The organism is Streptomyces qaidamensis (genome assembly GCF_001611795.1).
GTDB lineage: Bacteria > Actinomycetota > Actinomycetes > Streptomycetales > Streptomycetaceae > Streptomyces > Streptomyces qaidamensis.
Map to the genome: position 1 here is coordinate 7,857,600 of NZ_CP015098.1, position 21,760 is coordinate 7,879,359.

A 21,760-nucleotide genomic window follows, 5' to 3' on the forward strand; every position below is an offset into this window, starting at 1 on the left:
GCGTGTCCCGAAGGGGCGCGGCGCTGGATCGATATGCGGCTCCGCCGCGCGGGCGCGACCAGCCACGGACGGCCCGCAGCCGAATGCCTAACGTTCCAGGACGAGGGCGAGTCCTTGCCCCACCCCGATGCACAGCGTTGCCACACCCACGCCACCGCCGCGCCGGGCCAGTTGATGGGCGACCGTGCCGGCGAGCCGGGCCCCGGACGCCCCCAGCGGATGCCCCAGGGCGATCGCGCCGCCCTGCGGATTGAGGATCGCGGGATCGAACTCGGGCCACTCGGCCACACACCCGAGGACCTGCGCGGCGAACGCCTCGTTCAGCTCCAGCACGGACAGGTCGTCGAACCCCCTGCCCGCCTTGGCCAGCGCCCGGTGGACCGCCGCCACGGGTGCCAGCCCGAAGTAGTGCGGGTCGGTCGCGGAGACGCCCGTGGCACGGACGCGGGCCAGCGGTTCGCGGCCTGTCGCCCTCAGCCCCTCGTCGTCGACGAGCAGCAGCGCCGCCGCGCCGTCGTTCAGCGGCGAGGCGTTGCCCGCCGTCACTGTGCCGCCGTCCCTGCGGAATGACGGTTTCAGCTTGGCCATGGCCGCCAGGGAGACATCCGGCCGGACGCATTCGTCGGCGGAGAGAAGGACCGGCTCGCCCTTGCGCTGTGGAATCGCCACGGGCGCCAGCTCACTGTCGAACAGGCCCTCGGCCTGCGCTCGCGCCGCCTTCTCGTGGCTGCGCAGGGCGAACTCGTCCTGCTGCTCCCGGCCGATCTTGTGCTGGTCCGCGATGAGTTCGGCCGACTCGCCCAGCGGGATCGTCCACTGCGGCTCCATGCGCGGGTTGACCATCCGCCAGCCGAGCGTCGTGGAGTACATCTCGGTGTGCCCGGCCGGGAAGGCCTTGTCGCTCTTCGGCAGGACGTACGGCGCCCGGGTCATGGACTCGACACCGCCGGCCAGCGCGATGGACGCGTCGCCGAGCGCGATGGCCCGGGCAGCCTGGATCACGGCCTCCAGGCCGGACGCGCACAGCCGGTTGACCGTCACGCCCGGCACGGAGGTGGGCAGACCGGCGAGCAGCGCGGCCATCCGGCCGACGTTGCGGTTCTCCTCGCCGGCCCCGTTGGCGTTGCCGAAGTACACGTCCTCGACCCGGGCCGGGTCCAGCTCCGGTGTGCGACCGAGGAGTTCGCGGACGGCGTGCGCGGCCAGGTCGTCCGGACGCACGCTCGCCAGGCTCCCGTTGTAGCGGCCGATCGGCGTGCGGACCGCGTCGACGATGTAGACGTCCTTCACTTCAGGCCCTCCGGCACGGTCAGTTCGGCACCGGTCCTGGTGACGATCTCCTCGGCGGTCACGCCCGGCGCGGTCTCGGCCAGGACGAGCCCGCCGTCGGTGACGTCGAGGACGCCCAGGTCGGTGATGATCCGGTTCACGCACCCCTTGCCGGTCAGCGGCAGGGCGCACTCGGTGAGGATCTTGGGGGAGCCGTCCTTGGCGGTGTGCGTCATGACCACGATGACCGTGCGGGCGCCGTGCACCAGGTCCATCGCCCCGCCGATGCCGGTGATCAGCTTGCCGGGGACGGCCCAGTTGGCCAGGTCGCCCCGCTCGGACACCTGCATGGCCCCGAGCACGGCGACGTCGATGTGCCCGCCCCGGATCATCGAGAACGACAGCGCCGAGTCGAAGAAGGAGGCGCCCGGCAGGACCGTCACCGTCTCCTTGCCGGCGTTGATCAGGTCGGGGTCGACGGCGTCCTCGGTGGGGTAGGGGCCGGTGCCCAGGATGCCGTTCTCGGACTCCAGGACGACCTCGACGCCCTCGGGAAGGTGGTTCGGGATCAGCGTCGGCAGGCCGATGCCGAGATTGACGTACTGGCCGTCCCGCAGCTCCCGCGCCGCCCGCGCGGCCATCTCCTCGCGCGTCCAGGCCATCAGGACCTCACCGTCCGCTGCTCGATCTTCTTGTCCGCCGCCTGCTCCGGGGAGAGCGCGAGCACCCGCTGCACGAAGACGCCCGGCAGGTGCACCGCGTCCGGGTCGATCTCCCCGGGCTCCACCAGCTCCTCGACCTCGGCGATGGTGACCCGCCCGGCCATCGCGGCCAGCGGGTTGAAGTTCCGGGAGGACTTGTTGAAGACCAGGTTGCCGTGCCGGTCACCCTTCCAGGCCCGCACCAGGGCGAAGTCCGTGCGGATGCCCCGCTCCAGCACGTACTCCGAGCCGTCGAACTCCCTGACCTCCTTCGGCGGCGAGGCGAGCGCGACCCTGCCCTCACCGTCGTAGCGCCAGGGCAGCCCGCCGTCGGCGACCTGCGTGCCGACGCCGGCCGGGGTGTAGAAGGCGGGGATCCCGGCGCCGCCGGCCCGCAGCCGCTCGGCGAGCGTGCCCTGCGGGATCAGCTCGACCTCCAGCTCCCCGGCCAGGTACTGCCGGGCGAACTCCTTGTTGGCGCCGATGTAGGAACCCGTGACCCGGGCGATCCGGCCGGCGGCCAGCAGCACCGCCAGGCCCGACTCCATCGCCCCGCAGTTGTTGGAGACCACCGACAGCCCGGCCACGCCGCGCTCGTACAACGCCCCGATCAACACGTTCGGCACACCGCTCAGCCCGAATCCACCCACAGCGAGCGACGCGCCGTCCAGCACGTCGGCCACCGCCTCCAGGGCTGTGGCGACCACCTTGTCCATCCGAGGAGCCCCATCTCTTCCGAGCGACCCGACCAAATTAATCAGGGCACTGAGTATTTCTGCGAGCTGTCCCTCACGCTGCCATCGGGACCGAGGGGCGTCAAGACCTCAACAAGTACGTCTACGGTCCTTTGTGCACGCGGCAGACAGCGCCTCGTGCTGTGAGTATTGTTCAGTGCACCGACGAAAACGACCGAGGGGTGCACATGGCGGCCGCAGACCTCACCACCCACCCCGGGCACCTGGCCCGCAGGCTCCAGCAGGCCCACTACCTGTTGTGGAACGCGATGGTCTCCGAGGAGATCACCTCGCCCCAGTTCGCGGTCCTCAACACGCTCGTCGCCGAGCCCGGCCTGGACCAGCGCACGGTGGGGGAGCGGGTGGGGCTCGACCGGTCCACCATCGCCGAGGTGATCAGCCGGCTCAGCCGGCGCGGACTGCTCGACAAGGTCCGCGACCCCCAGGACGGCCGCCGCTCCCTGCTGCACCTCACGGACGAGGGGGAGCGCACGCACCGCAGGCTGACCGTGCGCACCGCCCGGATGAACCAGGTGTTCCTCGCCCCGCTGACGGCCGACGAGCGGACGGTGTTCTTCGATCTCATCCGGCGGGTCGCGGACGCGGCCGAGGGGCTCCGCAATCCCGGGGAGCCCCTGGTGGCGCCCCGCTGACGGACGCGGCCCGAGCAGGCCGTCAGGGCGTCTTGGAGTACACCACCCAGACCTGGCCCTTGGCGAAGTTCACCGGAGTGCCGTCGCCGGTGGTGAACGAGGTGCCGTCCGTGGCCTTCTCCCGCTTCCAGTCCACGTCCCAGGCCCGCCCGTCGCGCAGCACCGTCGCCTTGCCCGAGCCGACCGTCTCGGTGTACGGCGTGTTGTTGCCGAGGAAGTCCCGGAAGGCGGACTCGCGCACGTTCACGTACTGCACGACGACCGTCGCGGCCGTCATCCGTTTCCCGTCGGCCGTCGTCGCGGGCGTGCCGTCCATGCCGACCAGCCACCGGTCGCGGGAGTCCGACCAGGTGAAGGTGAAACGGGCCGCCGGGTAGCGCACCGCCCGGGAATCCGTCGCCGTGCCGCCCTCGGGTGCCGGGCCGTAGCGGAAACCGGTGGTCAGGGCGGCCCGGCCGGGGGTCTCGGGCACGATCCGCCCGGGCCGCAGGTAGAGGTTGTGCGGGGCGGGCTTGCCGGAGCCGCGGAAGAAGGCGTCGGCGGCGTTGCCGGGCGTCTCCGGCCGCAGCGGCGCCTTGTCGATCAGCGGCAGGAGCTTCTTCTGCGCGCCGGAGAAGGCCAGCGTGGGACGGTCGAACTGGCGCAGGAGTTCCAGATCCGACTCGCGTGCGCTGCGCACCGGCCCGACCGTCTCCGGCAGCCGGGTCGCGTACACCGCCATCAGCCGGCTCAGTCCGCCCTCGACCTGCTCGGCGTAGACCACGTCCGCGGCGTCCACACCCGTGTGCGGACGGGCCGCGGCGGCGTTGTCGATCTTGACGGCGAGGGCGGAGGGGCCGGTCGCCGAGGGGGACGCCCCCTGTTCCGACTCCTTGGGTGCGCCCCGTCCGTCGTCGCCCGGTCCGCCCTCGCTCGTGCAGCCCGCCGCCAGGGCGGCCGTCACCGTGGCGGCCAGCAGTGCTGCCGCCGTCGCGGTGCGTCGTCCGCGCGTCCCTCGTCTCATGCCCACCGTCGCCACCGCGCCTTATGTCATCGATCTGCCTTGATTGTGCGCTTATCTGAACATCGATGGCCATAGTTGATCGTTCTTGGCAGGGAAGTGTCTCGGCGGCGTCCGTCGATCGGCTCAAGATTCAGCGCGGGGCGTGCGGGTACCCGGACCCGGCCGTACGACCGACGCGCACGCTGACGGAGGGAGCGCGAGGCGATGAGGGCAGTGACCTGGCAGGGCAAGCGGGACGTGCGGGTGGAGAACGTGCCCGATCCGACGATCCAGGAGCCGACGGACGCGGTCATCCGCATCACCTCCACCGGGCTGTGCGGCTCCGACCTGCACTTGTACGAAGTGCTCACCCCGTTCATGACCCCGGGTGACATCCTCGGCCACGAACCCATGGGCATCGTCGAGGAGGTCGGCGCCGGTGTCCCGGACCTCCAGGTGGGGGACCGGGTCGTGGTGCCGTTCCAGATCGCCTGCGGCAACTGCTGGATGTGCCTGACCGGCCTGCCCACGCAGTGCGAGACCACCCAGGTGCAGGGCGAGGGCATGGGCGCCGCCCTGTTCGGCTACACCCGCCTGTACGGCGCCGTGCCGGGCGCCCAGGCCGAGTACCTGCGCGTACCGCAGGCCCAGTTCGGCCCGATCAAGGTCCCCGAGGGCCCGCCCGACGACCGTTTCGTCTACCTCTCCGACGTCCTGCCCACCGCCTGGCAGGCGGTCGCCTACGCCGGCGTCCCGCAGGGCGGCAGCGTCGCCGTGCTCGGCCTCGGCCCCATCGGCGACATGGCCTGCCGTGTCGCCCAGGTGCAGGGCGCCGGACGGGTGTTCGGCGTCGACCTGGTCCCGGAGCGGCTGCGCCGGGCGAAGGCACGGGGCGTGGAGACCTTCGACCTGAGGTCCTTCGACGACGAGAAGGAACTCGTCGAAGCGATCCGCGACCAGACCGACGGACGCGGCCCCGACGCCGTGATCGACGCCGTCGGCACCGAGGCCCACGGCAGCGCTGCCGCGCGCATGGTGCAGAACGCCGCGGCGATCCTGCCGCGCAAGATCGGCGGTCCGATCGCCGAGCGCTTCAGCATCGACCGCCTCGCCGCGCTCTACACCGCCATCGACCTCGTGCGCCGCGGCGGCACCATCTCGCTGTCCGGTGTCTACGGCGGCATGGCGGACCCGCTGCCGCTGCTCACCCTGTTCGACAAGCAGATCCAGATGCGGATGGGCCAGGCCAACGTCCGACGCTGGAGCGACGACATCATCCCGTACCTGACCGACGAGGACCCCCTCGGTGTGGACGACTTCGCCACCCACCGGGTGCCGCTGTCCGAGGCGCCGCACGCGTACGAGATGTTCCAGCGCAAGCAGGACGGCGCGGTCAAGGTCCTGATGCAGCCCTGACCGGGTCCCGGCTAGACGCCGAGGATCTCCGCCAGGTCGTAACGGACCGGCTCCTCCAGCTGCGCGTACGTACAGCTCTCAGGGGTCCGGTCCGGGCGCCAGCGGCGGAAACGGGCGGTGTGCCGGAAACGCTGCCCGTTCTCCATGTGGTCGTACGCCACCTCGGCCACCCGGTCCGGCCGCAGCGGTACCCACGACAGGTCCTTCCGGCCCGACCAGCGGCTCGGCGCCCCCGGCAGCCGGGCCGTCTCGTGCGCGGCCTCCTCGGACCAGGCCGCCCACGGATGCCCCGTCACGTCGTCCAGGCGCAGCGGCTCCAGCTCCTCGACCAGCTCGGCACGCCGCTTCATCGTGAAGGCGGCGGACACACCCACGTGCTGGAGGGCGCCCCGGTCGTCGTACAGGCCGAGCAGCAGCGAACCCACCACGGGGCCGCTCTTGTGCAGGCGGTACCCGGCGACCACGACATCCGCCGTCCGCTCGTGCTTGATCTTGAACATGGCGCGTTCGTCCGGCCGGTAGCGCACCGTCAGCGGCTTGGCGATGACCCCGTCGAGCCCGGCCCCCTCGTACTCCTCGAACCACCGCCGCGCCACCTCGATGTCGGTGGTCGCCGGCGCCAGGTGCACCGGCGCCCGCTCCCCGGACAGCGCCCCGGTCAGCCGCTCCCGCCGCTCCGTCAGCGGGACGTCCATCAGCGACTCGTCGCCCAGCGCCAGCAGATCGAACACGACGAGCGAAGCCGGTGTCCGCTCGGCCAGCGTCCGCACCCGCGAGTCCGCCGGGTGGATCCGCTCTGTCAGCGCGTCGAAGTCCAGATGCCCCTCCCGCGCGATCACGATCTCCCCGTCCACCACGCACCGCTCCGGCAACCGCTCCCGCACAGCCGTCACCAGCTCGGGAAAGTACCTGGTCAGAGGCTTCCCGGTGCGGCTGCCCAGCTCGACCTCGTCCCCGTCACGGAACACGATCGCCCGGAACCCGTCCCACTTCGCCTCGTACTGCATGCCCGCGGGGATCGCCGCCACGGACTTGGCGAGCATCGGCAGGACGGGGGGCATCACCGGCAGATCCATGGATCGATTCTGCGCCGATATCCCACCGGTTGCCCGATGTGCGAGGTATGCGGGCGACGCCTACCGTGGCGGCATGGGTGACGCGGTGGAACTGGAGGTGGACGGCCGGACCGTACGGCTGTCCAGCCCGGACAAGATGTTCTTTCCCGAGCGCGGTTTCACCAAGCTGGACCTGGCGCGCTACTACATCGCCGTCGGTCCCGGCATCCTGCGCGCCCTGCGCGACCGGCCGACCACCCTGGAGCGCTACCCCGAGGGCGTGAACGGCGAGAACTTCTTCCAGAAGCGGGCGCCGAAGAACATGCCCGACTGGATCCCGACCGCGCACATCACCTTCCCCAGCGGCCGCAGCGCCGACGAGATGTGCCCCACCGAGGCCGGTGCCGTGGTGTGGGCCGCCCAGTTCGGCACCCTCACCTTCCACCCCTGGCCGGTACGCCGCGACGACGTCGACCACCCGGACGAACTGCGCATCGACCTCGACCCGCAGCCCGGCACCGACTACGACGACGCCGCCCGAGCCGCCCACGAACTGCGCGCGGTCCTCGACGAGTTCGGCGGGCTGCGCGGCTTCCCCAAGACCTCCGGCGGCCGGGGTCTGCACGTCTTCGTGCCCATCGAACCGCGCTGGACCTTCACCCAGGTCCGGCGCGCCGCCATCGCCGTCGGCCGGGAGATGGAACGGCGGATGCCCGAGCACGTGACCATCAAGTGGTGGAAGGAGGAGCGGGGCAGACGCATCTTCATCGACTACAACCAGACGGCACGCGACCGCACGATCGCCTCCGCCTACTCCGTACGCCCCCGCCCGCACGCCCCCGTCTCCGCACCCCTGCGCTGGGACGAGGTCGGCATCGCGCACCCCCAGGACTTCGACCTCGCGACCATGCCCGCGCGCTTCGCCGAACTCGGCGACGTGCACGCGGACATGGACGACAAGCGCTACTCCCTGGAAGCCCTGCTCGACCTCGCCCGCCGCGACGAGCACGACCACGGTCTTGGCGATCTGCCGTACCCGCCCGAGTATCCGAAGATGCCGGGGGAGCCCAGGCGGGTACAGCCGAGCAGGGCCCGCAAGGAGAAGGAGCCTCCTACAGCTCCTTGATCCGGATGTCCCGGTAGGAGACCACATCCGTCGTGCCGTGCACCTGGAGCCCGATGTAGCCGGAGGCGAACCGCCGCCCGTCCGTGCCCGGGTCGTCCGAGCGTGGCGGGCTGAACTCCTGACCGCCGGTGTTGTCGAACTCGTTGATCAGCACACCGTTGCGGAGCACCGAGTAGTGCTGGCCCTCCACCCGGATCTCGTAGTCGTTCCAGGTGCTCTTCTGCGTCACGCCCGCGCCGGCGAGCCCGACACGGTCGAAGCCGTAGACCGACCCCGTCTTGTACATGTCGCCGTCGGGCCGGTCGAGCACCTGCACCTCGTGCCCGTACTTGATGGCGACCCACTCCGGGCGGGACTCCTCGGGGTGGTCGTGGACCCACGGGAAGCGCACGAAGACACCCGAGTTGGCGTTGCCGGCGCCGGGTGCGTCGTCACGCCACTGGAGCTTCAGCGAGAAGTCTCCGTACTTGCGCTGCGGGAACCACAGCATGCCCATGCCGGGCGTCGTGGTGCTGGAGGTGATCGTCCCGTCCGGGTTCAGCCCGAACGAACCGCCGCCCACGTGCTGCCACTTGGCAAGGGAGTCCGCCGTGCCGTCGAACAGCGCCCGGTAGCCCTCGGTCTGCCCCGGCCTGCCGATGCCCGACTCGCGGGCCGCCTTCCGGATCGCCCTGGACTCCCGCTGGTCGATGACCCCTTCCTTCAGCAGCGCGTCGAGAACGGACGTCACGTGCTTGAGGAACAGTGCCTGGGACGTCCACTCCTTCTCGTCCTCGATCAGCTCGCCGATCCGGCACCGGTTGTCGGTCACCCGGTTGCGGACCCCGGAGTCGACCGTGCCGACGATCACCGTCAGCCGCTCGTCGTACTCGGGGCAGTCGGGCGCCGGGACCTGCCCGGAGACGACCGTGAAGGTCACCGTGCGGGCCGCCGCGGTGTTCCCGGCCTTGTCCGTCGCCCGGTAGGCCACGGTGTGCGCACCCGCCCGGTCGACCAGCACCGGTGCCGAGTAGGCGAGGTAGGGCCCGCCGTCCAGGGAGTACTCGATCCTCTCGACGCCCGAGCCGTGCGCGTCGGTCGCCGTGACGGTCACCCGGGCACTGTTGACGTACGCCCCGGCGGAGTTCCTCGTGCCCTCCAGGGTCACCCCCGTCACCGGCGGAGTGGTGTCCTGCGGCGGCGCGGCGACCACCGTGAACCGCACGCTCTTCTCCGCCGCCACGTTGCCCGCCTTGTCGGTGGCGCGGTAGCGGACGGTGTGCTCGCCCACCTGGTGCACCATCACGGGTGCGGTGTACGGCTGCCAGGCACCCGAACCGACCGCGTACTCGATGGTGTTGACCCCGGAACCCGTGTCGGAGGCCGAGACGGTGACCGTCGCCATGTCGATGTACGCCCCGTCGGCGTCGCGCTCACCGCTCACCGTCGCCGAGGTCTCCGGCGCGGTGGTGTCGTCCGACTGGGGTGCCACGACCGTGAACGCGGCGCTCTTCTCGGCGGAGACGTTCCCCGCCTTGTCGAACGCCCGGTAACGGACTTGATGGCTGCCGACCTGGTCGACGACGACCGGTGCGGTGTACGGCTGCCAGGCACCCGCCTCGCCGATCGCGTACTCGATCCGGTCGACGCCGGAGCCGCCCTCGTCGGTGGCGTGCAGCGCCACGCTCGCCGAACCGACGTACTCGCCCTGCGTGTTCTGCGTGCCGCTCACGTGCGCCGACGCCTCGGGCGCCGTGGTGTCCTCGCCGGTGCCCTCGGTCACCGTCAGGATGCCCTGCATCTGGCCGTGGCCGGGGATCGTGCAGTGGTAGAAGTACCGGCCGGGCGTGAGCGTGACCTGGGCGGTGTGCTTGCCGCCCTGGGCGTCGTTCGGGTTGGCCAGGATGTTGAGCTGCACATCGCTGTTGAACTCGGGATCGCTGGTCACGAACGTCAGCGTGTGCGGCATGCCCGTGGTGTTCCCGGTGGCCGTGCTGTTCTCGAACACGATCGTGGCCGTCCCGGCGACCGCGGTCCTCGGTGCGGAGAGGTACTTGTCGATGTCGTTGCCGGCCGTCCAGGTGAGCACCTGGTCGGCGGCCTCCTTCCCGGGCTGCCCGGCGGCGGGCAGCGCCTGCATGCCGAGCAGCATCAGCAGGGCGGCCAGCAGGGCGGCCCAGACTCTTCGGTGCCGGATCACTCGCTCCCCCTCGCCAGCCGACCGGCGGCCGGGGTGGGCCCGCCGCCCTTGTAGGTGACCCGCCACAGGGCCGACTTGGAGTCCGAGGTGAAGAAGCCGCGCCCGTAGTCGAGGACGTACAGCGCGCCGTCCGGACCGAACTTCCAGTCCATGAGGTTCTTGATGCCGTCGTTGCCGACCGGCACGATCTTCTTCAGCGACTCCGCGTGCACCGGCAGACCGCCGTCGCCTTGCGTCTTCGGGTCCATCAGCACCGCGTTGCGCGGCTGGTCGGCGTCGTAGAAGTCACCGACGAACCACTTGCCGTCCCAGTAGGCCGGCCACTTGACGGTGCTGTCGGCCGCGGCCGTGCCGTACCGGTAGACCGGCCCGTTCATCGCGGCCTGCCCGCCGCCCTTCAGCCAGGGCAGCAGGTACGTGGCCTCCGCCGGCTTGTACGACGGGACACCGTTCGCGTCCCTCGGGTAGTCCGGCGCACCGCCCGACGGTGAGTACCAGATGTTGTTGCCGGTCACCGGCGGCAGGTTCACCAGGCCGTCGTTGTTCGGCGACTCGTTCTTCGGGTGGTCGCAGTCGTACCAGCCCAGCGGTTTGGACGGGTCCGGCAGATTGCGGTCCCGGTAGGGCTGCTTGTTGCCCATGCAGTACGGCCAGCCGCGGTTGCCCGCCTCGGTGATGGCGGCGAACGTGTCGTACTTGGCCGGGCCCCAGGTCGTCGAGGGCGCACTCGCGTCCGGCCCGACCCAGCCCGCGTAGAGCACGTCGGTCGACTTGTCGACGGAGATGCGCGCCGGGTTGCGGACGCCCATCACGTAGATCTCGCCGCGCGTCTTGCCGCCGCCCTCGGCGGTCTCCTTCCCGGTGAAGAGATTGCCCTCGGGGAGTGTGTACGTCCCGTCCGGCTCCGGGTGGATGCGCAGGATCTTGCCGTTGAGGTTGTTGGTGTTGCCCGCGGTGCGGCGCGCGTCCGCGAAGGAGACGCCCTTGTAGTTCGGCTCCGGGTTGTTGCCCGAGTAACCGGCGCTGAAGCCGCTGGAGTTGTTGTCACCGGTGGCGATGTACAGGTTGCCCTTGGAGTCCCAGGCCATCCCGCCGCCCGCGTGACAGCAACTGTGGATCTGCACCGGCCACTTCAGCAGCACCTTCTCGCTGGACAGGTCCAGCTTGTTCGTGGCCCGGTCGAGCGTGAACCGGGAGACCCGCCGCTCCGCCGTCCGCGTCTCGCGGTCGATCCGATCGTGCGGCGTGTAGTGCAGATACACCCAGCCGTTCTGCGCGAACCCCGGGTCCAGCTCGATGCCGAGCAGCCCCTCCTCGACCTTGACCAGCTCGTCGCCGCCGCCCTTGTTGCCGAAGACGGTGAGCGCACCGGCGAGGCTGACCTGCTTGGTCTTCGGGTCGTAGACGTGGATCTCGCCCTTGCCCTTGCCGATGTCGGGGTTGTTCCAGTCCGTGATCACGGGCTGCGAGGAGTCGGCGCCGCCCCGGCCGATGTAGAAGACCCGGCCGTCGGGCGCGGTGACCATCCCGTGCGGTTCGCCGATCTGGTCGTTCTGCCCCGGCTGGTTGGGCTTGGTCAGCCGCTCCGCCGCGTAGTTGGCGTTGATGGTGGCCTTGCAGTCGGCCTGCTCCAGGCGGGTCGTCCACATCAGCGCACCGCGCAGATGGTCGCGGAAGTCGGCCTCGTCGTACGACGAGACCGTCCCGCCCATGCCCGTGTAGAAGGACCGGCCGCCGTCGTAGTCACGGCACCAGCTGACCGGATGGTCCCAGCCGTTGGAGCCCGTACCCGGCTGGTACGTCGACTCGCGGACCCGGGCCACCGTGTGCACCTCTCCCGACGGGTTCTTCACCCAGTTCAGCCACTGGTCCGGGCGCTTCCACTGCACCGGCAGGTCCTTGGTGGCGGGGTGCCTGCGGTCGCCGACCTCGACCGTCGCCCGCTGCACGGCCGTGGGGCTCGACGCGGCCGGACGGGCACCCACCAGACCGGTGAACCAGTCCGAGTACGGCTCCGCGCGCGCCGCGTCATGAATGCCGACGAACCCGCCGCCGGCCTCCATGTACGCCTCCAGGCCCGCCTCCTGCTCCGCGTCGAGGACATCGCCCCCGCCGGTCAGGAACACGATCGCGTTGAAGCGGCCGAGCCTCGTCTCGTCGGTGAACACCGAGGCGTCACCGGTGGCCTGGACCTTGAAGCGGCGGTTCGCCGGGCCCGTCAGGCCGATGTCCTCGATGGCCTCGATCCCGGCGTTCACCACCGGCGACTCCTCCCCGGCCGCCGCGGAACCGTGGAAGATCAGCACCCGTACGTTCGCGCCGCCCGGCGGCGACTTGATCGACATCGTTGTCAACGGGGGTTCGGGGTAAGGGCGCGCGTTCGCGGCAGGGCCCGACAGCAGCCCGGCGGTCACGACCCCGGCGGCGACGGACGCCGCCCAGACGCGTCTTGACTTGCTCAACCCTCGTAAGTGCATGGGCACCTCCTCGGTCACAGCAACACCGCCAAGGAAGCTAAACCCCTTTGCGCGTCACGCCAATACCTATGACCGGGACGGCATCAACTTTGTCTTGAGTGTGGATAAACGACAGCGTGGCCGGTACCGTCGCACAGGTTCATACCAGGTACGCCTCCGTAAACGCCTTACCAGGGTGGGGAGTTCCGCATGGACAGACGCAGCTTCAATCGGCGGGTCCTGCTGGGCGGCGCGGCCGTCGCGACATCGTTGTCCGTGGCGCCGGAGGCCGTGAGCGCCGCCGGACCCGCGAAGACGGCGCCCGCCGGAGGCGAGGTGAAGCGCATCAAGATGTACGCCGAGAAGCTGGGCGACGGGCAGATGGGCTACGGCCTGGAAAAGGGCAAGGCGTCCGTCCCGGGCCCCCTGATCGAACTCAACGAGGGGGACACGCTGCACGTCGATTTCGAGAACACCATGGACGTGGCGGTGAGCCTGCACGTCCACGGCCTGGACTACGAAATCACCAGCGACGGCACGAAGATGAACCGCAGTCATGTCGAACCGGGCGGCACCCGCACCTACACCTGGCGCACCCACGCCCCCGGCCGCCGCAAGGACGGCACCTGGCGGGCGGGCAGCGCGGGCTACTGGCACTACCACGACCACGTCGTCGGCACCGAGCACGGCACGGTAGGTCTGCAGAAGGGCCTGTTCGGCCCGGTCATCGTCCGCCGCAAGGGCGACGTCCTGCCCGACCGCACGCACACCGTCGTCTTCAACGACATGCGGATCAACAACAAGCCGCCGCACTCGGGGCCGGACTTCGAGGCCACGGTGGGGGACCGCGTGGAGTTCGTCGTGATCACGCACGGCGAGTTCTACCACACGTTCCACATGCACGGTCATCGCTGGGCGGACAACCGCACCGGCATGCTGACCGGCCCCGAGGACCCCAGTCAGGTCATCGACAACAAGATCACGGGCCCGGCCGACTCGTTCGGCTTCCAGGTGATCGCGGGGGAGGGCGTCGGCGCGGGCGCCTGGATGTACCACTGCCACGTGCAGAGCCACTCCGACATGGGGATGGTAGGTCTCTTCCTGGTGAAGAAGCCGGACGGGACCATTCCGGGGTACGAGCCGCACGGACACGGCGACGAGCCGGCGGGCGGGGGCCACGAGCACGGAGAGGAGCCGCCGGACGGCGGCCACGAGCACTGACGGGCGACCGTTCGGCGCGGCACGCGAGAGCGCTCTCACCGTGCTGCGGACCCAGGGCTATCCTGATCCGCAGCCGCAGGTGAGGAGCCCCGAAGTGACCGACACAGCCCCGCGTCCCACCCTGGAGGCCGTGGCCGCCCGGGCCGGTGTCTCGCGGGCCACCGTGTCCCGCGTGGTCAACGGCGGCGACGGGGTGCGGGACATCCTGGTGGAGCGGGTCCGCAAGGCCGTGGACGAGCTCGGTTACGTACCCAACCAGGCCGCCCGCTCCCTGGTGACCCGGCGGCACGACGCGGTCGCGGTCGTCGTCGCCGAACCGGAGACCCGGGTCTTCGCCGACCCGTTCTTCGCGCTCCAGCTGCGCGGCATCAGCAAGGAGCTCACCGCCCACGACAACCAGCTCGTGCTGCTGCTCACTGAGGGCCGGGACGACCACGCCCGGGTCGCCAGGTACCTCGCCGGCGGACATGTCGACGGCGCCCTCGTCTTCTCCCTGCACCTCGACGACCCGCTGCCGGAGCTGATCCAGCGGGCCGGTGTCCCGACCGTCTTCGGCGGCCGGCCCGGCTGGAGCGGAGACCGGCGCGAGGTGGTCTACGTCGACAGCGACAACCGCGGCGGTGCCCGCGACGCCGTCCGCCACCTGGCCGGCCTCGGCCGCACCCGGATCGCGCACATCACCGGCGCCCTCGACCAGACCTCCGCCGCGGACCGCCTCGACGGCTACCGGGACGTCATGGTGGACGCCGACCCGCGGCTCATCGCCGAGGCCGACTTCACCCCGGCCGGGGGCGAGCGGGCGATGCGCGAACTCCTGGAGCGTTGCCCGGACGTGGACGCGGTGTTCGCCGCCAACGACCTCATGGCCTCCGGGGCCCTGCGCGTCCTGCGCGAGTCCGGCCGCCGGGTCCCCGACGACGTGGCCGTGCTCGGGTTCGACGACATGCGGCCCCTCGCCGAACAGACCGACCCGCCGCTCACGACGGTCCGTCAGGACATAGAGGAGATGGGCCGCCTGATGGCCCGCCTGCTGCTGCGCGGCCTCGACCGGGCCGCCCCCCGGGACGGCGTCGGGGCGACGCCCTCCAGCGTGGTGCTGCCGACGACGCTGGTGCGGCGGGGGTCGGCCTAGGGGTGTCCGCGAAGCCGCGTCGTCCGCCCGGTGTGCGGGCGGCCCGGTGTCGGGGAGCCTTCGTGCCGGTGGGCGCTTGGCTCGGTGTCGGGGAGTCTTCGTGCCGGTGGGCGCTTGGCTCGGTGTGGGGGAGTCTTCGTGCCGGTGGGCGCTTGGCTCGGTGTCGGGGAGCCTCCGTGCCGGTGGGCGTTCGGCCCGGTGTCGGGGAGCCGCGCGCCCGCAAGCCCCCGCCCGCAGAGCCGGGCCGGTGGGCCCGCCGTTGCGATGCAGCGGCGAGCGCGCGCCGGCCGGACAGGGAGAGGCCGGGGTGCGACGCGCCGGGCGCCCGCATCGGCAGGCGTCGCTCTCTTGCGGGCCCGGGCCCGCCTCACCCCTGCTGCGGCTCGCTTCGGATCACCGCGAAGCGGGCGCCGTACGGGTCGGCGAGTTTCGCCAGGCGGCCGACGGACGGGAGGTCCGTGGCGGGGAGGCGCACCGTGCCGCCCAGTTCCCCGGCCCTGGCGACGGTGGCGTCCGGGTCGGCGACCTCGAAGTACGGCAGCCAGTACGCCTCCTCCTCGGCCGGGTCGTCGGCCAGCGGGACGACTCCGCCGAACATGGCGTCCTCGCTCTGTCCGGCGGGGCTGAACGTGGTGTACGTGCCGCCGGCGAAGTCGGCGCCGATGGTCTCCAGGCCCAGTACCGAGTGGTAGAAGGCGGCCGCGGCCGGGACGTCCGCCGTGTACAGCTCGACCCAGCACAGCGAGCCGGGTTCCTGGACCACCTCCAGGCCCTTGTTGCGGCCCGGCTGCCACAGGCCGAAGGTCACTCCTGCCTGGTCGGCGAGGATCGCCATCCGGCCCAGGTCCTGGACGTCCATCGGCTGCACCGCCACCGAGCCGCGCGCCTGCTCGGCCGCACGCGCCGTGGCGTCCGCGTCCGGCGCCTGGAAGTACACCGTCCAGGACGGCGGGCCCTGCTCGGCGGTGGTCTGCATGCCCCCGGCGGCCGTCCTGCCGCCCAGCTGGAACAGGCCGTACCCGCCGACTTCCGGGCCGCCCGGCTGGAACCGCCAGTCGAACAGCCCGCCGTAGAAGGCGGCGGCGCCGTCGATGTCGGGAGTGCCGAGGTCGATCCAGTTCGGAGCGCCGGTGACATAACGGGTGGTGAGCATCGTCGCCCTCCTCGCACAGGGGCCCGTCGTCCGCACTGCCGAGTCTTTCACCGCCGGGTGGCATCCGCCGCCGGAGGACGACCATGGCGGGTTGCGCGGTGTTTCCGCGCGCCGCCGTGCGCCGGCCGGTCCGGCGGGCCAGCATCGAAGCGGCCGGGGGCCCGGGAACGCGGTGTTGATCCCGCGTTGATCGAACGTTTTTCACCGCCCGCAACGCTTCCGGTCATGCACATCGACACGATCACCTCGCCCGAACTCGAATGGCAGCAAGAGGCGTTGTGCGCGCAGACGGGGGCGGACTTCTTCTTCCCCGAACCGGGCAGTTCGGTGCGGGAGGCGAAGCGGATCTGCGGTATGTGCCCGATCCGTGCGGCCTGCCTCACGTACGCGCTGGACAACGACGAGCGCTTCGGCGTCTGGGGCGGTCTCTCGGAGAAGGAGCGGCTGGAGCTGCGGCGGGTGTCGCGCTAGAGGCCACGGGGAGCGTGGCCCCCCGGTTCCTTCTCACGTCCGCTGCCGGTACGCGCGAGGCCCCGGCCGCTCGGGGCGGCCGGGGCCTCGCGGCCGTGGGTGCGGGGCGGTGTCAGGCGCCGGCCCGGGCCGCCATGCGGGCCTTGCGGGCGGCCAGCTTCTCGTCGAACTTCGACGCCTCGGAGTCCAGACCGCCCATGAACAGACCGAGCTCCTCCTGAGCCTTGCGGCCCTCGGGGCCCAGGTCGTCGATCTCCATGATCTTCAGGAAGCGCAGCACCGGCTGGAGCACGTCGTCGTGGTGGATGCGCATGTTGTAGATCTCGCCGATCGCCATCTGCGCCGCGGCCCGCTCGAAGCCGGGCATGCCGTGGCCGGGCATCCGGAAGTTCACGATGACGTCGCGCACCGCCATCATCGTCAGGTCGGGCGCCAGCTCGAAGGCCGCCTTCAGCAGGTTCCGGTAGAAGACCATGTGCAGGTTCTCGTCGGTGGCGATGCGCGCCAGCATGCGGTCGCAGACCGGGTCCCCGGACTGGTGGCCGGTGTTGCGGTGCGAGACGCGGGTCGCGAGCTCCTGGAAGGCGACGTAGGCGACCGAGTGCAGCATCGAGTGCCGGTTGTCGGACTCGAAGCCCTCGCTCATGTGGGACATCCGGAACTCTTCCAGCTTGTCCGGGTCCACCGCGCGCGATGTGAGCAGGTAGTCGCGCATCACGATGCCGTGTCGGCCCTCCTCCGCGGTCCAGCGGTGCACCCAGGTGCCCCAGGCGCCGTCGCGGCCGAACAGCGAGGCGATCTCATGGTGGTAGCTGGGCAGGTTGTCCTCGGTGAGAAGGTTGACCACGAGCGCGATGCGGCCGATCTCGGTGACCTTGGACTGCTCCTTGCCCCAGGCCTCGCCGTCCTCGAAGATGCCGGGGAAATTGCGCCCGTCGCTCCACGGCACGTACTCGTGCGGCATCCAGTCCTTGGCGACCGTCAGATGCCGGTTGAGTTCCTTCTCGACCACTTCCTCCAGGGCGTACAGCAGCTGAGCGTCGGTCCAGGCGCCGGCCGGGCTGCCGAGGTGGGGAGTGGTGATCGTCATGGACTCTCCAGTGGGACAAACGTATGAGCGGGGTACGGTGAACCTACGGCATCGTAGGCTACGTTTCCGTAGGTTACGATGCCGTAGGTTAAGAGTGCTGTAAAGGCAGCTCATCGGCTGTGTCGCTCGTACGCGCGTCAACCCCCCGGGCCCTGCAGGTCGAGGGACCGGAGAGGGAATGTGCGAGTCCGGTCAGACGTACAGCTCCCGCAGCCGCACCGAGAGGCACGTCACACATCCCTCGAGCTTCTCGAACTCGCTGATGTCCACGACGACCGGTTCGTACCCGAGGTCGGCGAACAGCTCGGCTGTCTTCGGCGCGCTCGCCGCCATCAGCAGCTTGTCCCCGCCGAGCAGGACGACGTGGGACCCCGCCTCCTCCGGGACCGGCAGGAAGCGCGCGAACAGGGAGGGCGTGTCCATCTTGGGGATGTGCCCGATGACCGTACCGTCCGGCAGCGCCGTGACCGCCGACTTCAGGTGCAGCACCTTGCTCACCGGCACGGAGACGACCCGTGCGCCGAGCGGCTCGAACGCGGCGCGCAGCTGCTGGACGCCGGCGGCGTTGGTGCGCCCGCCCCGGCCCACGTAGACGGTGTCGCCGAGCTTCAGGACGTCGCCGCCCTCCAGCGTGCCCGGGTCCCAGATCCAGTTCACCGAGCAGCCCAGACCGGCCACGGCCTCCTCGACCCCGGCGGTCTCCGCACGCCGGGTGTCGGCGCCCGGGCGGGCGATCAGCGCGACGTTCCGGTACATCACGACCGTGTCCTCGACGAACACCGAGTCCGGGCAGTCGTCGGCCGGGTCCACCTCGATGGTCTCCCAGCCGTGCGTGCGCAAGGCCTCCACGTACGCCTCCCACTGTTCGACGGCGAGGTCGACGTCGACCTCCTCCCGCTCGATGTGGGTCACCAGCCCCTCGGCGAGACGCGGGCTGGGACGGCGGACGAGGGCCTTCTTGCTGGGCACGAGCGTGACTCCGTATCGGATGGACGTGTCTGGACCGTACCGACGGGGCGTCCGGGATCGACCGGAACCCATCGGGTGTCGGCCGACCATCATGCAGGGCGAACGGGGGAGAGGACAGCCCTGGGGCGGGGCCGAGGGGATGGAGGGGCCGGGGAGACGCCAGGGAGACAGGGGGATGGCGGAGCCGGGCGAGCCCGGGGCGGCGCGGCGGACGGCGGGCGGGAGCCCACGGGGGCGTCTCGGCTGCGGAGGTGGGCGGGGCCGGACTGATGTGGGTGTTTGTGGCGCGGGGGGCGGGGTCTGTCCGGCCGGCTCAAGGAGTGGCCCGGGGCGGTGGGTCACGGCCTGGCCGCTGGTCCGCCCGTCTGCCCGACCCCATAGCCGCTGGTCTGCCCGGCCGCCGGTCTGTCCGGCGCCTGTGTCGCTGGTCTGCCCGGCCGCCGGTCTGTCCGGCCCCAGTGTCGCTGGTCCGCCCGGCCGCCGGTCCGCCCGGCCCCGTCTGTCCGACCCCAGTGTCGCTGGTCCGCCCGGCCGCCCCGGCCGCCCGGCCCCTGTACCGCCCGGCCGACCGGCCGCCAGCCCCCGGCCGACCGCCCGCACGCCACCCGTCGCCCCCGCGCCCCCTCTCAACTCACCCCACAGATCCAGCCCCCTCCAAGCCTCGCCGCTGTCCCGGCGTCACCGCGTCGGCGGCGTCCTGCTGCTCGTCCGGGCGCAGGCACTCGATCAGGTAGTCGCCCGTGTCGGGGTCGCGGGTCACCCCGTGGGTCTCGCTGCCGAAAGCGGGGAACCGGCGGTCGAAGGACTCCAGGGCGCCGAGGTAGCGGAGCAGGGGGCCGTCCGCCTCTCCGACGCTCTCGCCCGGCATGAGGACCGGGATGCCGGGCGGCGTCACCGTGACCATCGCCGCGGCGACCCGGCCCGGCGCGTCCGCCAGGCGGATCCGTTCCGTGCCGCCGCGGATCAGGCGCTGGTAGCACGTCTGGGGCGGTGCGACGGGCTCCGGCAGGTGCTGGAAGGCGGTGTCGAGGAGTTCGACCAGGCGGGCCTCGCGCAGATGGTCGTGCATCTCCTGGCACAGCTCGCGCAGCGTCAGCCCGGCATAACGCCGCGGGTGCTCCGCGACCAGCGCGGGCAGCACACGGTCGAGCGGGGCGTCACTGTCGTAGAGGTCCTTGAAGTCCATGAGGGCGTCCAGCAGCGTGCCCCACTTGCCCTTCGTGATGCCCATGGAGAACAGCACCAGGGTGGTGTAGCTGTCGGTCTTCTCGACGACGATGCCACGCGTGGTCAGATAGGCGGTCAGCACGCGGGCCGGGATGCCGCGGTCGGACATCACCCCCGTCGCGTCCAGCCCCGGGCAGGTCAGGGTGACCTTGATCGGGTCGAGCATGCAGTAGCCGTCGGTCAGCCCGGGGAAGCCGTGCCAGTCCCCGTCGGGCGCGAGGTGCCAGCAGGACGGCTCGGTCCGCAGCAGCTCCGCCGGGGCCTCGTCGAAGGGCAGGAGTTTCCCGCTCGCGGGATCCTGCACCTCGGTCGGCTGCCACACCCCGAAGAACCAGGGCGGCCGGTCACCGGCGGCCTTGATCCTGCGTCCGATGCGCACCATCTCCTGGCGGAACCGGACCGCCTCGGTCACCGCCTCGTCGACCAGCCACTGCCCCTGCGGGCCGTCCATCATCGCCGTGGCCACGTCCAGTGAGGCGATCATCGGGTACAGCGGCGACGTCGTGCCGTGCATCATCAGCGCCTCGTTGAACTGGTCGTGCTCCACCGGCGCCCGCGGCGCGGGCCGGACGTGCACCATGGCGCCCTGAGACAGTGCCGCCAGCAGCTTGTGGGTGGACTGGGTCGCGAAGACAGTCGGCCGGTCGGGGCCGGGGAAGGCATCCTCGTCCACCGACATGCCGTAGCGGCCGGCGTAGAGCGGATGGAAGCGGGCGTACGCGAACCACGCCTCGTCGAAGTGCAGCCGGGGGGTGCCGTCGGCGAACGCCCGGGCCGCCGCCACCGCGTCGTAACACAGCCCGTCGTACGTGGAGTTGGTGAACACCGCGTACTGGGCACGGGACGACACGGCGTCCGCCGACAGTGGGTTCGCGGCGATCCGCGCCGCCACCGATTCCGCCGCGATCTCGGCCGGCGGCAAGGGCCCGGCGAGACCGTAGCCGTTACGGGTGGGGACCAGGTACACCGGTCGCGCGCCGGAGACGACCAGACCGTGCAGGACGGACTTGTGGCAGTTGCGGTCCACCAGGGCGATCTCGTCGCGGGTGACGCTGAAGTGGCCGACCAGACGGTTGCAGGTGGAGTCGCCGTGCAGGACGAAGTACGTGTGCGCGGAGCCGAAGACCCGGGCGGCGTTGCGTTCCGCCTCGCCGATCGGGCCGGTGTGCTCGAACAGCGAGCCGAGCTCCTCCACCGAGATCGACAGGTCGCTGCGCAGCAGCCGCTCCCCGAAGTAGTCGTGGAACGCCCGGCCCACGGGCGACTTGAGGAAGGCGACACCCCCGGAGTGCGCCGGGGTGTGCCACGAGTACTCGTGCGCGTCGTCGAAGCGCCGCAGCGCCTTGAAGAACGGCGGGAGCAGCGCGTCCTGGTAGGCGCGCGCGGCCGTGGTGATCCGCCCGGCGAGGAACGCGGGCGTGTCCTCCAGCGGCCACACATAGCCCACCACCGACTGCGACACCCACAAGGGCAGCTCGCGCAGCCCGTCGTCGGCCATCACCAGGAAAACGGGCAGGTTCTGGAACCGGCGCCCGATCCGGCGCAGCACGGTCGCACCACCCGGCCCGTCCCCGGTCGCGGACGGAAGGTCCCAGGCGACCACCGCGGCGGCCAGACCGGCCTCCGTCCTGAGCACCGCCTCGGCATCGGCGACGCTCACCACCCGACGGACCTGTAAACCGCGCGCCCGGATCCCCTCCGCGATGCGCGTCAACTGTCCGGCGGTGGCGCCCCCGTCCTCCGGACGCTCCGCCACCGCCACCAGAACCGTGCCCTCGGCCATGCCGATCCCCCTCGCCGGTGGCCCGCGCCACCTCCTCCTCCAGTGTTCGCGGGCCCGCACGCATCGTCGGCCTGTGGGCGGTCAAACCACCCCGTCGGTGCACGGCGCGGTCCGCTCCTTGACGTGTCAACGCCCGCGCCGTC

Annotated in this window: 17 protein-coding genes; 6 read left to right on the forward strand and 11 right to left on the reverse strand. The window is 71.2% G+C overall.

Annotation, left to right across the window (positions count from 1 at the left end):
* Positions 1 to 87 precede the first annotated feature (87 nt).
* The 3 genes from A4E84_RS34450 to A4E84_RS34460 are packed head-to-tail and all read right to left on the reverse strand — an operon-like array spanning position 88 to position 2,686.
* A complete protein-coding gene (locus A4E84_RS34450; RefSeq protein WP_062930291.1) occupies positions 88 to 1,290 on the reverse strand; it encodes a thiolase family protein in 1,203 nt (400 codons plus the stop codon).
* A complete protein-coding gene (locus A4E84_RS34455) occupies positions 1,287 to 1,931 on the reverse strand; it encodes a CoA transferase subunit B (protein ID WP_062930292.1) in 645 nt (214 codons plus the stop codon). The genes A4E84_RS34450 and A4E84_RS34455 overlap by 4 nt, the downstream gene beginning before the upstream one ends.
* The gene (locus tag A4E84_RS34460; RefSeq protein ID WP_062930293.1) at positions 1,931 to 2,686 is read right to left on the reverse strand and encodes a CoA transferase subunit A; all 756 of its coding nucleotides are present in this window, start codon (positions 2,684 to 2,686) and stop codon (positions 1,931 to 1,933) included. The genes A4E84_RS34455 and A4E84_RS34460 overlap by 1 nt, the downstream gene beginning before the upstream one ends.
* A 206-nt stretch (positions 2,687 to 2,892) precedes the next feature.
* Here A4E84_RS34460 and A4E84_RS34465 point away from each other — a divergent pair, with 206 nt between their 5' ends.
* Positions 2,893 to 3,357 carry a MarR family winged helix-turn-helix transcriptional regulator gene (locus tag A4E84_RS34465; protein WP_062930294.1) on the forward strand — a complete coding sequence of 155 codons (465 nt, stop codon included), beginning with the start codon at positions 2,893 to 2,895 and terminating at the stop codon, positions 3,355 to 3,357.
* Between the two features lie 22 nt (positions 3,358 to 3,379).
* Here the strand turns inward: A4E84_RS34465 and A4E84_RS34470 are convergent, their stop codons facing one another.
* Entirely contained in the window at positions 3,380 to 4,360 is a 981-nt protein-coding gene (locus A4E84_RS34470; RefSeq protein ID WP_062931728.1) for a DUF3048 domain-containing protein, read from the reverse strand.
* A 204-nt stretch (positions 4,361 to 4,564) separates the two neighbouring features.
* On the opposite strand from A4E84_RS34470, the gene A4E84_RS34475 reads away from it, so the two are divergent.
* Positions 4,565 to 5,755, forward strand: a complete 1,191-nt coding sequence (locus A4E84_RS34475) for a zinc-dependent alcohol dehydrogenase (RefSeq protein WP_062930295.1) — start codon at positions 4,565 to 4,567, stop codon at positions 5,753 to 5,755.
* Positions 5,756 to 5,766: 11 nt separating this feature from the next.
* Here A4E84_RS34475 and A4E84_RS34480 read toward each other — a convergent pair whose 3' ends face one another.
* Entirely contained in the window at positions 5,767 to 6,831 is a 1,065-nt protein-coding gene (locus A4E84_RS34480) for an ATP-dependent DNA ligase (RefSeq protein WP_062930296.1), read from the reverse strand.
* A 73-nt stretch (positions 6,832 to 6,904) separates the two neighbouring features.
* Here A4E84_RS34480 and ligD point away from each other — a divergent pair, with 73 nt between their 5' ends.
* Positions 6,905 to 7,936: a non-homologous end-joining DNA ligase gene (gene ligD / locus A4E84_RS34485; protein WP_062930297.1), complete on the forward strand. Its 1,032-nt coding sequence runs from the start codon at positions 6,905 to 6,907 to the stop codon at positions 7,934 to 7,936.
* Here the strand turns inward: ligD and A4E84_RS34490 are convergent.
* Both A4E84_RS34490 and A4E84_RS34495 read right to left on the reverse strand, forming a co-directional pair.
* Positions 7,923 to 10,067, reverse strand: a complete 2,145-nt coding sequence (locus A4E84_RS34490) for an OmpL47-type beta-barrel domain-containing protein (protein ID WP_062931729.1) — start codon at positions 10,065 to 10,067, stop codon at positions 7,923 to 7,925. The genes ligD and A4E84_RS34490 overlap by 14 nt on opposite strands.
* 44 nt (positions 10,068 to 10,111) lie before the next feature.
* Positions 10,112 to 12,592, reverse strand: a complete 2,481-nt coding sequence (locus A4E84_RS34495) for a ThuA domain-containing protein (protein ID WP_174569484.1) — start codon at positions 12,590 to 12,592, stop codon at positions 10,112 to 10,114.
* A gap of 189 nt (positions 12,593 to 12,781) precedes the next feature.
* On the opposite strand from A4E84_RS34495, the gene A4E84_RS34500 reads away from it, so the two are divergent.
* Positions 12,782 to 13,792, forward strand: coding sequence for a multicopper oxidase domain-containing protein (locus A4E84_RS34500; RefSeq protein ID WP_062930299.1), 1,011 nt, complete (start codon positions 12,782 to 12,784; stop codon positions 13,790 to 13,792).
* A gap of 94 nt (positions 13,793 to 13,886) precedes the next feature.
* Positions 13,887 to 14,924, forward strand: coding sequence for a LacI family DNA-binding transcriptional regulator (locus A4E84_RS34505; RefSeq protein WP_062930300.1), 1,038 nt, complete (start codon positions 13,887 to 13,889; stop codon positions 14,922 to 14,924).
* Positions 14,925 to 15,291: 367 nt separating this feature from the next.
* On the opposite strand, the gene A4E84_RS34510 is transcribed toward A4E84_RS34505, so the two are convergent.
* Positions 15,292 to 16,077 carry a VOC family protein gene (locus A4E84_RS34510; RefSeq protein WP_062930301.1) on the reverse strand — a complete coding sequence of 262 codons (786 nt, stop codon included), beginning with the start codon at positions 16,075 to 16,077 and terminating at the stop codon, positions 15,292 to 15,294.
* 225 nt (positions 16,078 to 16,302) lie between these two features.
* On the opposite strand from A4E84_RS34510, the gene A4E84_RS34515 reads away from it, so the two are divergent.
* Positions 16,303 to 16,548: a WhiB family transcriptional regulator gene (locus A4E84_RS34515; RefSeq protein ID WP_062930302.1), complete on the forward strand. Its 246-nt coding sequence runs from the start codon at positions 16,303 to 16,305 to the stop codon at positions 16,546 to 16,548.
* A gap of 112 nt (positions 16,549 to 16,660) precedes the next feature.
* Here A4E84_RS34515 and A4E84_RS34520 read toward each other — a convergent pair whose 3' ends face one another.
* The 3 genes from A4E84_RS34520 to A4E84_RS34530 form a co-directional block, all read right to left on the reverse strand.
* Positions 16,661 to 17,638 carry an acyl-ACP desaturase gene (locus A4E84_RS34520; RefSeq protein WP_062930303.1) on the reverse strand — a complete coding sequence of 326 codons (978 nt, stop codon included), beginning with the start codon at positions 17,636 to 17,638 and terminating at the stop codon, positions 16,661 to 16,663.
* 192 nt (positions 17,639 to 17,830) lie between these two features.
* Positions 17,831 to 18,607, reverse strand: a complete 777-nt coding sequence (gene ddaH / locus A4E84_RS34525) for a dimethylargininase (RefSeq protein ID WP_062930304.1) — start codon at positions 18,605 to 18,607, stop codon at positions 17,831 to 17,833.
* Positions 18,608 to 19,238: 631 nt separating this feature from the next.
* Positions 19,239 to 21,617, reverse strand: coding sequence for an Orn/Lys/Arg family decarboxylase (locus A4E84_RS34530; RefSeq protein ID WP_062930305.1), 2,379 nt, complete (start codon positions 21,615 to 21,617; stop codon positions 19,239 to 19,241).
* Positions 21,618 to 21,760 lie beyond the last annotated feature (143 nt).